Here is a 14,415-nt window from a genome sequence, read left to right as displayed (position 1 = left end):
AAGTATGTTATATATACATAAAATTATTTTACTTCCTCATACCGTTGAGTTGCTTCTTCATAGCGTTTTTGTGCATAATCTTCTAACTTCGATAATCCAATACTTTCTGCAGTTTTCATCATATTATCAAATGCTTTTTCTGCTTCCTTTTCAGATTTTGCTAAGAAAATCTTTGCTTGTTCATTGGTAATCATATTATCAATATTTGCTTTAATAACTTGTTCATCAGATCCTGCAGGTGGATTGATAGCACCTAACAATGGATTTGAAACAACATACTGTTTTGCATCAACTTGTGCTTCTGTCTGTTCAGTTCCTGGTACATATCGTTGAACCTGCTCATAAATCCCATCATCTGCTAATAATCCCCACCATACTACTCCAATTTTTTGTTGTTCAGTAGCATCCTGTGAATCAAATGTAAATTCTGGATATCCCCCTTCTTCAATTGGCTTATCCATTGTCCAGTGTTTCCCTTCAATTCCCCATAGTCCTAGTTTCTGCCCTTCTTCACTTTGCATGAACTGAAGGAATTTTATAGCAGCTTCTGGATTTTTAGATTTTTTCGTAATAAAAGTTCCTGACCATCCTCCAGCCGCTGGATATAGTGCAGGCTCTTCTCCTATTAATTTTGTTGCTTGGGAAATCACAAAATCTTTACCAGCTGCTTTAATTTCAGAATTAATAGTAGGTGTTGCATTTACATTGTTAATGGAAAAAGCTTGCCCATTAATAATCATTTCTTTTGCTTTATTCGGTTCATTCCAAGTAAAGTTCTCAGCAGTAATTAAACCTTCACGATATAACTTATTCATAAACACATAGTATTCTTTTTGGTTTGGATGACTAATGTAATATTTTACTTGACCATCAAGATTCACCCATCCAAGATAAGGTGCACCAAAATTAACACGGAAGTATTGACCAATTGCATTCGGATTCATAACGAGTGGAGTCATATCAGGATATTTTTGTTTAACCTGTTTCAATACATCTACTAAATCATCTAAGGATTCCATTTTGGGATTACCTAGCTCTTCTAAAATATCAGGACGAAATGCGAAAGACGGTACGTTTCCTAACGCTGCTGGTGTATTTTGAAAATCTTCTGGGTTAGTAAAACCATTTTTTACTGAGTACAATTTTCCATTCGGAGCTTCATTAAGAACCCTTGCCATAGGATCAATATCAAAGTCTTTAATATTATACTTTTCAATTAATTCATCCCATGTATAGGATACGTTTGAATCGGACATTTGCTGGAACTGATTTGTCGTGAATACCATATCTGGTAAATCACCAGATGAAATCATTAAAGGTAATTGTTGACCATCAGTAGCTACTTGAACCTTAAGTTTAATACCAGTCTTTTTCATGATTTCTTCTGGAATTTCACCAGACCAATCTTTTAGTGGCCAGAATGATTGATCCACAAACATGGTAAGCTCAGTTATTCCATCTTTATCTTCTGCTGCTTTGTTTTCTTTGCTAGTATCAGAAGATGTGTCAGTACTCTGACAGCCAGCCAGTATAGAAATAGCTAATAGTAGAATTGCAAAATATTTAAAGCCCATTCCAAACGTCTTTTTCATGGTAAGCCTCCTAGAATATTTTATAGTAACACTTGACTTAATAAGCTAACCGTTATTAAGTTAAGTGTAAATACCATAATGATCATCCTTTCACAGCACCAATTGTTGCACCCTTAACAAAATACTTTTGCAAGAAAGGATAAACACATAAAATTGGAACAATCGCTATAACCATTGCTGTGATTTCTAATGAAAATGGAGTTGCTTGTGCTGCTTGTGTTGCTAATTCTACTGCAGGACCCTGTAAGTCTGTCGGAACACTTGACGTATTAATTAGCTCAATCATTCTGTATGTTAACGTTCTCAAATTTTCGTTTTGTACATAGTAAGCAGAATCTAACCAAGAATTCCATTGACCAACGCCGATAAATAAAGACATAGTTGCAAGAATCGGTTTAGAGATTGGCAGGATAATAGAATAGAATATTTTCAAGTCATTTGCACCATCAATTCTCGCTGATTCTTCCAATTCAGAAGGAATTTCCCGAAAAAAAGAAATGGCTATAAGTAATAGAAATAAATTAAGCATTGATGGTATGACATACACCCAAAATGTATTTAGTAGATGTAAATGTCTTAAAACTACATAGAATGGAATTAATCCACCCGATACATACATTCCAACGATAAAAATTGGATAATAAATATTTTTGAACAATAGATTCTTGTTGGCTAAACCATAGGCTACCATACAAGTAAATAATACACCTAACAGCGTCCCAACTAATGTTCTAGCGACACTGACAAAAAATGCCGCTATCCATTTAGGATCACTTAGAATTGTTGTATAGTTTACAAGTGAGAACTCTCTCGGCCAAAAATAAATTCCTCCTAATGATGCATCTAATCCTTCATTAAATGAAATGATAATTAAGTAGTAAAAAGGATAAAATGTGATGACAAAGATGATTGCTAACAGTGTATAGTTAACGCCATCTACGATTTTATCTTCTATTGTTCTTCTCATCATAGTCCTCCTTTCTTCATTAAAATAATCCTGTTTTTGTTGTTTTCTTTGCTAACCAGTTACTGCCAAAGATTAATATAACAGCAATTATTGACTGTAATAGGTCAATAGCTGTTGCATAAGAATAACGTCCTTGTGCCAATCCCATTTTAAACGCATAAGTTTGGAGGATTTCTGAACTTTCAGCGTTAACAGGATTACCTAACAAAAATGCTTGTTCGAAGTTGGATCCTACTAAACCACCACCAAGTAAACTACCAATTGCTAGAATTAATACTACAATGATCGTACCTCTAATTGCAGGAAGGGTAATATGCCAAATTCTTCTTAAGCGACCTGCACCATCCATCTCTGCAGCTTCATATTGAGAGGGATCAATGCCACTGATTGCTGCCAAAAATATAATCGTCCACCACCCTGCTTCTTTCCACATAGCTGTTATTACTGCTAAACTATAAAATTTATCTGGATCAGACATGAACGCAAGCGGTTCTTTTATTATTCCAAATTTCAATAATAAGTTATTTATTAGCCCACTATCAGTTGATAAAAAAACTGATACCAAACCAACAACAACTACCCAAGAGATAAAGTGGGGAAAATAACTTGTAGTTTGAACAATTCTTTTCACATATTTATTTCGAGCTTCATTTAGCATTAAAGCCAGTAAAATTGGTACCGGAAACGTAAAAATCAATTTTAAGAAACTAATAGAAAGGGTATTTTTTATAATTCTTTCAAATTGGTAATCATTAAAAAATTCCTTAAAATACTTAAGACCAACCCATTCACTTGTAAAAATCCCCTTAATTCCTTCATTAATAGAGTAATCTTTAAAAGCCATTAAAATTCCAAACATTGGTAGGTAGTGAAAAAGAAATAAAACAATAAGGCCCGACCAAACAAAAAGCTGTGGGAATTTCTGCGACTTTAAGCGCTTCCAAACCGGTCGTTTAGAGGTCTTAAATACTGGTATATTTTCACTAGACTTCTTAGTTTCACTCTTCAAATCCCTCTCTCCTTTCCTATCTGCTATACCATTTTTCTAAATTCTATCACCATGCTGTCTAACTGAGATATTGACGAAATTTAAGATTAAGGTACTTATTTATAAGATTTTCACCCAGAAAAATCAAAGCGTTTACATTTATTACAATCCTTATATATCAAACTCTTAATTAAATTTTATCTTTCCTTTAAACTAGTTAACAGTGCTTATTTTTAATTAAAAGTCTTAAAATTAAGTACCATTACATTTTATTTCTTTTCCTTAATAAAAAAAGCTGACCCCTTTTTACATAGGATCAACTTTCTAAGTGCTTTATTTAGATGGAAATATTATATTTACTTAATTCTTTGCGTAAAGCATCTGCCATTATATTATACCCTAGTACATGCGGATGAAGTCCATCCTCAGCTAAGCCAGGTTTTAACGTTTTACCGTCCTCAGCTACTAAATAAGAATGATAATTAACAAATGGAATAGAAAGATTTTCTGCTTCTTTTTTTAACTGTTGATTGATTGCATTAATTAACTCATTTCTTTGTTCAGTTTGTTTATTTGTATCAATACATGTGGGAAGAATCGAACAAACTATTGGTATAATTCCATCATCCATAGCAAGATTAACCATTTTCAAGATATCTCCCACAATCTCTTTTTGTAATTTCCCTGGTTTTGGAATATCACATGCTCTCCATGCATCTAACGCCCATGTATTATTAACACCAATGAGAATAATGGCATATCTCGGTTTTAATTGGACACAATCGGCTGGAAATCGGCGTAACAAATAGGGAGTCATATCCCCACCAATTCCTCTGTTCACAATCCGGTTTCCTTTCCCTCCAAAATAAGTTTCAACGTCCCACATATCTGTAATAGAATCTCCAATAAATAGGAAATCTATTTTTGTCTGATGAGAAATTAACACTTCATTATGATAGTCAAAAACATTTCTTCGTGTATCTGCAGAGATTACCCCACCAAAAAGTCCTGGTCTAATCACATCTGGTCTTGACATTGTCACCATGTCATTTTCCCTCCTCTAATTTATTCCATTTAAGGCTGTCTTTACATGCACAAGGCTAAGTATGTAGACCTTATTTGCCTCTGTTTTAAATTCAATTATTCCTTTACTATTTGGAGTATAGTCCGTACCATCTACTTGAATAGTCAAGCTACTCCTAATTTTACATAATCCTGAAAGTGTTGATTTTATTACCACTTCACTAAGAACTCCATTTTCCCATTTGATATCTACTTCATACCCTCCTCTTGCACGCACTCCTTTTATATAGCCTTTCTTCCACATTTCAGGAAGTGCAGGAAGAAAGGCTATTTCTCCATTATGGCTTTGCATTAACATCTCTACCATTCCTGCTGTAGCGCCGAAATTAGCTTCTATTGTCAATGGAAAATATTTCAACTTCGGATGACGGTGAGCATTAAATAGATTCGGGAATGGATTTACTAAGAGTTTCATTAAATATTCATAGGCTAATTCAGATTCTTCTAGCCTTGCGTACATGTTAACATTCCAAGCAAAACACCAACCTATCGTATCCGTTCCCTCATACACACGGCGACGCTCTAAGGTTACTCTAACCGCATTGGCAAGTTCTGGAGTTGATCTAGGGGTGATTTGACCTCCAGGATGCAGTGCATATAAATGGGCTGTATGACGATGCCCTGGCTCTGCTTCTTCAAAGTCTTGAAACCACTCCTGTAACTGACCGTGCTTACCAATTTGTAAAGGTAATAACCGATCTCGTGCCTTTTCTACCACTCTTCTAAACTCATGATCTTCCCCTAGAATATAAGCACTTTCCATACAATTAGTAAATAGTCCCCACATTAAAGCGATGTCCATCGTAGAACTCATACTTACAGAAGAAAGGGTTCCGTCTGGTGCAATAAATGTATTTTCCGGAGAAGTAGAAGGAACTGATACTAAATTACCGTTCTCATCTTCAACAAGGTAATCTAGACAAAATAGCGCCGCATCTTTCATAATTGGATATGCTGTAGTACGTAAAAACTCAATATCACCACTATATGCATAATGTTCCCATAAATGCTGACATAACCAAGGACCCGTCATTGGCCAATATGCCCAACTTGCAGGCCCCTTTGATGGTCCTCCTTGAGGAGTAACCGTTCTCCAAAGATCAATACCATGGTGAGCAGCCCAGCCTCGACAGTTATAATAAATTTTCGCCATTTTATTTCCAGCTATCCGTAAGTCTTCCATCATCTCAAATAATGGTGTATGAAACTCTGCTAAATTACATGGTTCTGCTAACCAATAATTCATTTCAGTATTGATATTCGTTGTATAATTTGAGGTCCATGGTGGACGTGTCATGTTATTCCATATTCCTTGTAAGTTAGCAGGTTGAGTTCCGGGTCGAGAACTGGCTATTAATAAATAGCGACCGAAATGAAAGAATAGTATAGCTAATTGATCATCCTTTTCACCGTCTCTTACAGCCATAATACGTTCATCTGTTGGGAGATAAGGATGACCTGGAACCTCAAGTTCAAAATCTACTCTATTAAAATACTTTTGATGGTCTTTAATATGTCGCTCCTTCAATTCTTTATAAGAATACCTGGAAGCAGACTCAAGCCATTGCTCACACAAACACTGAGGATCCTTACCTTCTATAAATGGGTCTTTATTAAATCCATTAAAGCTAGTAGCGGCAGTAAGCAAAAGAGTAACAGCGTTAGCTGCTTTTACAATAAGTCGAGACCCATGTACTTCAACGCGACCTCCCTCCGCAATAGCTCGTAGATGTATTTGAAATGTCATTCCTTTTCCATCATCATACTTCACAGGATCATCTGTTTGATCATGCATTGGGTCTACAATACTCGGAGCTTGACCTTTTAGAACAATATAATCTTTCTCAACTTTATAAGAGCTATAATTCAATGGACTAGTTAAACTAGCATCAAAATCAAGTTCTCCTTGCTTGTTGCTTTCTAAACGAATCGCCATTACTTGATCGACCGCAGACACAAATGTCTCTCGTGTAAAGTGGACTCCGTGATTCGTAAATTCTGTTTGAAATATAGCTGTACTTAGATCCAGTTGCCTCTCATAGCCATTCGCTTGAGAACTATGCTTGAACTCTAAATGTAAATCGCCCATTGCCTGATAGGAATGAGACCAAGGTCCAAGCATATGATTTTCAATGATAGTCTGAGCTTCTTGGTATTTTCCTTCAAAAATTAATTTTCGCGTTTCATCGAGGTATTGAAATGCTTTAATATTATCTGCTTCTCTCGGAGTGCCTGCCCACAGTGTATCTTCATTTAGGCTAATTCGTTCCTGCTTAATCCCACCATAAATCATTCCGCCAAGCCTACCATTTCCAATTGGGAGTGATTCCACCCATTCCTCAGCAGGTTTCTTGTACCAAAGCTTTTTATTTTTATTACTCAAATGTCTCACCCCTTTACACTGTCTATTCTTATTTACCTGTTGTAATTTTCTCATATTGATATTCAAGAATCTTAACACCCTTAGAGGGAATTACAATATCTCCGCTTACATCCATATTATTAAGTAAATCTTGGTAAAGCTCATTCCCAACATTTACAGTTACTGGGACTTCATTGTGATTCATAATAAAGAAGAACTGTTTCCCATCTTTGCTTCGACAACTAACTTCTACGTGTTCCGGAGTCTCTAATAAAGGTTTAATACCCTTTTGTTCGCTTATATATGATAATAACCCCTTTAAAAAATTAGGTTCAGGACTCGAAGCTACATACCAAGCTTCACCATTTCCAACCTTATTTTTTGTAATGACAGGCATACCTTTGTAAAATTCTCTTCCATACTCAGCTATAATATCTGCTCCCTCTGAATGCAACAAGTCACATAAAATGCCACACTCAAATGTACCTGATAATTGTTCGATATCCTCTTTCATGACAATACTATTTTTTTGTTCTGGGAATAGTGCATCAATTTCTTCTACCCAAATTCCAAGAAGCTCCCGAAGTTCACCTGGATAGCCACCTAATGTAACTAAGTCACTTTCATTTACAATACCACTGAAGAAAGTAGTGATAAATGTTCCACCATTTTTCACAAAATCGTTCAATTTTTCTGAATATCCTTCCTTTACCATGTATAAAACTGGGGCAACAACTACATCATACTTACTTAAATCAGTATCAACCCCAATCATATCTACTTGGATATTCTGTTGATAAAAAGCATCATAATATTTTTGTACTTCATTTATATACTTTAATTCCACGGTTGGACCACTAGAGTATTCAATTGCCCACCAATTCTCCCAATCAAAAAGAATGGCAACTTTCGAATCAACTCGTGAACCCAAGAAGGTATCTCCAAGTTCTTTCAATTCGTTTCCAAGTTCAGCACATTCACGAAATACTCTTGTATGCTCATGACCCGCATGATCAATAAGAGCACCATGAAATTTTTCAAATGCCCCAACAGATCTTCTAAGCTGGAAATACATAACACTGTCTGCACCACGTGAAATGACCTGATAGCTCCAAAGCTTATTTATCCCAGGGCGCTTTAATGCATTTTGTGGTTTCCAATTTAGCTGGGTTGGACATGACTCCATGAGAAGGTAAGGATCTCCATCCTTCAAGCCTCGCATTAAATCGTATCTCATCGCTGTATGGCTCATCGGCATATCATTTGTAGGATAACTATCAAGGGCAATAACATCTAGTTCCTTTGCCCATTTAAAATAATCAAGAGGTTTATACGTTCCATTGCTTTGAAAATTTGTTGTTACTACGGCATCGGGAATGATTTTTTTTATGGCATCTCTCTCTAGTTTATAGCAATCTAAAATACTATCAGACATAAATCTAGCATAATCCAGTGATATTCCTTGAAAGGAAGTCACATCCTGATTATTTAAGTTCAAATGCTCACTTAATACGTTGGGAAGTACCACTTCATCCCATGAGTAAAATGTGTGACCCCAAAATCGGGTATACCATGCACGGTTTAACTCCTCCAATGTTCCATAACGTTCCTTTAGCCATACACGAAAATCTTTTTCGCAATTTTCACAATAGCAATGCACTCCATACTCATTGTTAACATGCCATAATAACAATGCTGGGTTGTCCTTATATCTTTCTGCTAATTTTTGAGCCATAGCTTGAGAATATTTTCTAAAAGTAGGACTGTTAGGACAGGAATTATGTCTGCGCCCAAACTTTCTTTTTCGCCCTTCAAAATCTACTATAAGAACATCTGGATATTTTGTTGCCATCCAGGCAGGATGAGCTGCTGTACTTGTTCCTAAACAAACATGAATACCATTTTTATGGAGTAAACCCATTGCTTCATCCAGCCATTCAAAGTTATAAGTATTTTCATCAGGTTGATTTAATGCCCAAGAAAAAACATTAAGTGTTGCAATATCAATGCCAGCAAGATCAAATAGTCGCATGTCTTCATCCCAAATTTCCCTTGGCCATTGCTCCGGATTATAATCTCCTCCGTAAAGGAGTTTAGAAACCTTTTTATTAAACATTTATGGTCACTTCCTTCTCACTTTTCACCATTTTTCTCCTTAGGTTCATTGGTGATTCCAGCGTCAAAGATATTGGTCTCATTTTAAAGTTAAATATCCTTTCTTTTGTGTCCAACAAATACTGTGAAAGAGTAGAAGCATATCCACAGCTATGATTTCCAATTCCACTTTGCTCGTCATCTATGTTTACAATTGTTTCCTCTCTTTTAATTAGATCCACCACGTTTTTAGCTGCCGTTAAATCCTCTGTTGTATAATGATGAACACTTGTATTGATAAGCGGCACTCCACTAAACATTAATCCGATTCCCAATTTATTCGTTAAAGTTGCCCATCGAACCTCTGCCTTATTGCCATTTTCTTGTGGCTTTATATATGGAACAAATTGTTCTTCTACTGTTCCCTTATAAATCCCTAATTTCCCACTTTCTTTACGATCGGAATAGCACTCATGAGGTCCTAGACCAAACCAATCAAACTGGTTAAATTCATCTGTCATCTTCAAATAAACACCAAATCGAGGCAATGGTGGAAGCGTTCTATTTTCCACTGGTTTTAAAGAAGTTATCACATCTATTTCTCCATCTCCATAAATCGTGTAATGATTAGAAAGATAAAAGCAAATACCTTCTCCATTTGCACCTAGCGTATAGAATGAATCGATTCGAATGGTACTATCATTTACATAATTTGAAGAAAATGATAGTTGATTAGATTCCAACCGATTGTATCCAGCCTCTACCCAATCTTTCTTTAAGTTCACATCATTATCAAGTGGCGCTCTCCATAAATTAATCTTCGGTCCCTCTTTTAAAAGTGGAACTCCCAAATATTCCATTTCGCTAATTCTGCCATTTTCCTTTGAAAATTCTATTTTAAAATTTGTTCCAAGGATGGTAAGTGTATGATTATCTTCCTGCCTTCTTAGAGAAGGTAGATTAGTCCTCCTTAAATCCTCTAACTTTTCTAATACTGGAAGTGATAAATCTTCCCAAGCAACCTCATGTCCATGCTCAGCCCATAATTGGTTTTCACGAAGACTAAAATTTATATGTAACCAGTACTCTGAACCAGGCTTAATTAGGCTTGAATCAAAAGGTATATTTAAAATTGTTTTACTTCCAGGTGACACACTTAAAGGGGGCAGTTCTCCTTGCTGGATTACTTTTCCATCTTGATTCAACTTCCAGATTCCTCTTAAATGCTCTAATGTTAAATAATGATAATAATTAGATATACTTACTAAGCCTTTAGTTGAATCTATGATATCTATTTTTACAGGTTGAATGACCTTTTTATATTCTAGAATAGACGCTTTGAGTTTTCTATCAGGGAATAAGAGACCATCAATACAAAAATGACCGCTATTCGGATGATCATCAAAGTCTCCACCATAGGCATACCATTTTTCTCCTGAATCCTTTTGTTGGAGGATCCCCTGATCTGTCCACTCCCAAATAAACCCACCCAAAAGTCTTGGATATTTATAAATTGCCTCCCAATACTCCTTTAAATTACCGACAGAGTTTCCCATTGCGTGTCCAAATTCACACATAAGAAATGGTCTTTTTTCATCCATTTTTTCTCCTTCTTCGATAACAGTTTCAAGAGAAGGATACATAACACTAACAATATCGACAACTTCTGCCTCTCTTGCACGCTCATAATGAATCAGTCTTGTTGCATCATGGGTACGAACCCATTTTGCCATTGCCTCATGATTACAGCCATAACCAGATTCATTCCCAAGAGACCAGATAATAATAGAAGGATGGTTTTTATCTCTTTCCACCATTCTGACAACTCGATCAAGGTAAGCATGTTCCCACTCACGATTCTGAGATAGATGGCCTTCATTACCAATAAAATGAAAACCATGGGTTTCAAGATCTGCTTCATCTATTACATATAAGCCATACTGGTCACATAAATCTAACCACCGTGTATCATTTGGATAATGAGAACATCTTACAGCATTAATATTATGTTGTTTTATTAATTTTATATCCTTAATCATCGATTCCATTGTTACAACATATCCAAGTTCAGGGTCAAATTCGTTTCGGTTTACTCCCTTTAGAATGACGACCTTGCCATTTACGAAAAGCTGCCCCTTTTTGATATGAACACTCCGGAATCCAACATTAAACTTTACTACTTCTTCTATATTTCCAACTTCATCAACTATTGTTAACAAAAGCTTATATAAATAAGGATCCTCAGCAGTCCACTTACGAGGATTTTCAACATAGAGATTCAATTGTTCCTTCCGATGTTCTCCTGGATTTAAGATGACTTCTTTTTCTGTTTGATTAAGAATGATTCTATCCTTATGATCTAAAAGGGAAATCCTTAAATTCCTGGATGTACTTATAGTGTGAGTATTATTATTCCATTCAATATTTAGTTTCAATTCAGCATGCTGGTATTGGGCATCTAATTCAGTATTTATGTAAGCATCTCGAATTTGAACTTGTGGAGCTCCACTCAAGTACACATCTCGAAATATTCCACTTAATCGCCACTTATCCTGATCTTCAAGGTAACTTCCGTCTGAAAACTGGTAAACTTGAACAGCGACAACATTCTCCCCTGTTCTTAGTGCTTCTGTAATATTAAACTCAGAATGCAAGTGACTGCCTTGACTATATCCAATAAACTTGCCATTTATCCACAAGTGAAAAGCAGAGTCAACTCCCTCAAAGACCAAATGAGTGCGATTATTACTCCAGCCTTCTGGAAGATAGAATCTTTTAAGATAGCAACCAACTGGATTTTGTTTTGGTACGAATGGTGGATCGATTGGAAATGGATATTTACTACTACTATAAAGAGGACGTCCATAACCCTGCATTTGCCAATTCCCAGGTACTTGAATTGTATCCCACTGATCACAATTAAAATTTTCCTCATAAAACCCTTTTGGTATTTCGTTAGGTGTGTTTGCATATTGAAAATGCCATTGTCCACTTAGCAGCATGTAAAAAGGCGATAGCACCTTATCCTCAAGAAGGGCAGATTCCAAATTATGATAAGGGGTAAAGTGTGCCCGAGGAGGCTCAACATTTCGGCCAAGAATACTAAGGTTTTCCCAGTCCTGTATATCCCGATTATAATTCTGCATGTAAAGATTCTCCTAATAAACGTTTAATTTCACAAACCCCTCTAGTCGGACTGGATAATACAGGAATACCCGTGTGTTCATACAATGCTTTTTCCATTCTCGCCATTGATCCTTGAGCAAGGACAATTGCATCTACTTGTTTGGCTAAAGAAACTGCTGTTTCTAATATGATTTGATCATGAAGATCTGGTCTGCCATTAATTAGAGCATCATAGGCTCCTTTTGCAAGACCATTAATTATTTTTATTTTTTTACCACCTGTTTCAGCATGCTTGTGAATCAATCTAATTGTTGGCTCTAATGTTGATGGCAATGTAGCGATAACTCCAATTGTTCCATAATGCTCAATTGCTTCCTTTGCCATTGCTTCATCAATTTTAACAATTGGGATATCAATAAAGGGGAGAGCTATATCGACAACTTCCCCAACCGATGAACAAGTATTTAAAATCACATCTGCGCCCATATCTACTGCATTTTGATAATATTGAAACAATCTCTTTTTAACTGCTGCTGTGATTTTCCCTTCACTAACAACTTCCGTAATAATGCTGTCGTCGATAATATTAATCAACTTTGCATGAGGTAATTGTTTATCAAATACTTTCTTTAAAGGATCTGATAAGCCTTGGCCTGTATAAATTGCAACAACTTTTACCATCATAAACCCTCCTAAATTATGAATGAATAACATCATGAAGCAGTATTAAGTTAAATTTTTCACCTTTACGAAAAAATCAATACTGCCCATTTGACCACCTTTTAACGAAATTTCAAGATCATCATAAATTGGATTATTAGAATAGGTTAAACATAAAGGTGCCCCCGGTGTAATTGGTTTAATCATTTCCATTGCCACAATTTCTAGATTTTTTGTTATATATCCAGATGTATCTCCACCAGCAACAGCTATTCTTTTTATCTTTGTATTCTTAATTACTTCTTTGCTTATTTCCCCTAATTGTTCCCCTAGAATTTTACTAGTGTCCGTCGGTTGTCCTCCTGCCTCTACTAGCTGTTCCTTCGTTATTTCAATACTTGAATCCTCAGGACCAAGAGCAGTATAAATAACGACATCAATACCTTTTTCCAGTTTGTCTGAAGCTTCATAAATAATTTGAAGACAAGCTTCTGCTCTCGTGTTAGGATTAATAATGCTACTACTTTCCACCTTAATCCCATAAAAACCATGCTCTAATGCATAACCTATCTGCTTTTCAGTTACAGATGAACAGCTACCAGAAACAACTAAAAGAGGGTCAGCAGGTATTAAACTAGACCATTTCTGCTCCTTTAAGTCATATTGACTATTCTCCTTCCAAGCGGCAGTTAAAGCATATTCCACCCCTGATGACCCCACCGTAAAAATCGTATTCTTTTGTGTTTCATTTACTAACACGATACCGATTTTAGTTAGCATTTCTTTCGTTAGAACATCAAACAAGATTACTGGTGCTTCCTTGTTTTCCTGTATCTTCGATTCAAGTATTCTGTCAATCTCATACTGGGAACCATTTAGTTCTAACACATTCATTGATTCTATTTTCGCTAATGTCTGCCTACTAAGATGAATACTTAAATCGGCTTCGTCCATTGGTGTTATTGGATGCTTTGACATGATAGGATGACGATCTAAACGGTAAGTACCATCCTCTATTGTTGCAAAATGATTGCCAAAAACGGTATACCTCTTTAGGGCTGGAACCCCAACAATTAAAGGGCAAAACCTTTGATTCTGAAAAACCTGTAAACCAAGCTCAATCGCTTTTCCTATACTTCCTATATCAGGAGAAGAATCGAAAGTTGAGCAAGTTTTGTAATGACATATCGCCACATTCGCTTTCTTTAAACTCTCAAAAACAGGTAAAAGTTCGCTTTCCATTTCTCTTGGTGAAATTGCCCTACTAATTCCTGCTATTCCAATTGCCTTAAAGTCTTTAAATCTCTCACTTTGTAGCAGGGTTTCATTAGGGGGATTAAGAAATAGAACTGATTTTACTCCATTCATAGTAAGGGCTTCCAAAGCATCAGTGGAACCTGTAAAATCATCGCCGTAGAAACCTATCCACTTCCTTTTGCTATCCACCTTACTCCCTCCCATTAATTTTTCTCTAGTAGAATACGCTTTCAACATTGATGATGTATTCCATCTCGGTGTCATCTAATGAATAAGTTATCATCTG

At 35.9% G+C, this 14,415-nt stretch carries 9 protein-coding genes; all 9 read right to left on the bottom strand.

The window, feature by feature from the left end; translation table 11 throughout:
* Positions 1-23 precede the first annotated feature (23 nt).
* Positions 24-1,592 carry an extracellular solute-binding protein gene (locus tag NYE52_RS06760; protein ID WP_341192370.1) on the bottom strand — a complete coding sequence of 523 codons (1,569 nt, stop codon included), beginning with the start codon at positions 1,590-1,592 and terminating at the stop codon, positions 24-26.
* Positions 1,593-1,674: 82 nt separating this feature from the next.
* Positions 1,675-2,559 (bottom strand): carbohydrate ABC transporter permease, encoded by an 885-nt coding sequence (locus NYE52_RS06755; RefSeq protein ID WP_341192369.1) that lies wholly within the window; start codon positions 2,557-2,559, stop codon positions 1,675-1,677.
* A 19-nt stretch (positions 2,560-2,578) separates the two neighbouring features.
* On the bottom strand, positions 2,579-3,568 hold the full coding sequence (locus NYE52_RS06750) for an ABC transporter permease (protein ID WP_341192368.1): 990 nt from the start codon (positions 3,566-3,568) through the stop codon (positions 2,579-2,581).
* 316 nt (positions 3,569-3,884) lie between these two features.
* Positions 3,885-4,592, bottom strand: coding sequence for a GDSL-type esterase/lipase family protein (locus NYE52_RS06745; RefSeq protein WP_341192367.1), 708 nt, complete (start codon positions 4,590-4,592; stop codon positions 3,885-3,887).
* A gap of 15 nt (positions 4,593-4,607) precedes the next feature.
* Positions 4,608-7,022: a glycoside hydrolase family 95 protein gene (locus NYE52_RS06740; RefSeq protein ID WP_445669138.1), complete on the bottom strand. Its 2,415-nt coding sequence runs from the start codon at positions 7,020-7,022 to the stop codon at positions 4,608-4,610.
* Between the two features lie 19 nt (positions 7,023-7,041).
* A complete protein-coding gene (locus NYE52_RS06735) occupies positions 7,042-9,108 on the bottom strand; it encodes a beta-galactosidase (protein WP_341192365.1) in 2,067 nt (688 codons plus the stop codon).
* On the bottom strand, positions 9,101-12,232 hold the full coding sequence (locus NYE52_RS06730) for a glycoside hydrolase family 2 TIM barrel-domain containing protein (protein ID WP_341192364.1): 3,132 nt from the start codon (positions 12,230-12,232) through the stop codon (positions 9,101-9,103). Before NYE52_RS06730 ends, NYE52_RS06735 begins: the two co-directional genes overlap by 8 nt.
* The gene (locus NYE52_RS06725) at positions 12,219-12,893 is read right to left on the bottom strand and encodes an aspartate/glutamate racemase family protein (protein WP_341192363.1); all 675 of its coding nucleotides are present in this window, start codon (positions 12,891-12,893) and stop codon (positions 12,219-12,221) included. The genes NYE52_RS06730 and NYE52_RS06725 overlap by 14 nt, the downstream gene beginning before the upstream one ends.
* 45 nt (positions 12,894-12,938) lie before the next feature.
* On the bottom strand, positions 12,939-14,318 hold the full coding sequence (locus tag NYE52_RS06720; protein WP_341192362.1) for a four-carbon acid sugar kinase family protein: 1,380 nt from the start codon (positions 14,316-14,318) through the stop codon (positions 12,939-12,941).
* Positions 14,319-14,415: the final 97 nt, after the last annotated feature.

Source organism: Niallia sp. FSL W8-0635 (assembly GCF_038007965.1).
Classification (GTDB): domain Bacteria; phylum Bacillota; class Bacilli; order Bacillales; family Cytobacillaceae; genus Niallia.
This window is presented reverse-complemented; position numbering and strand designations above follow the sequence as displayed.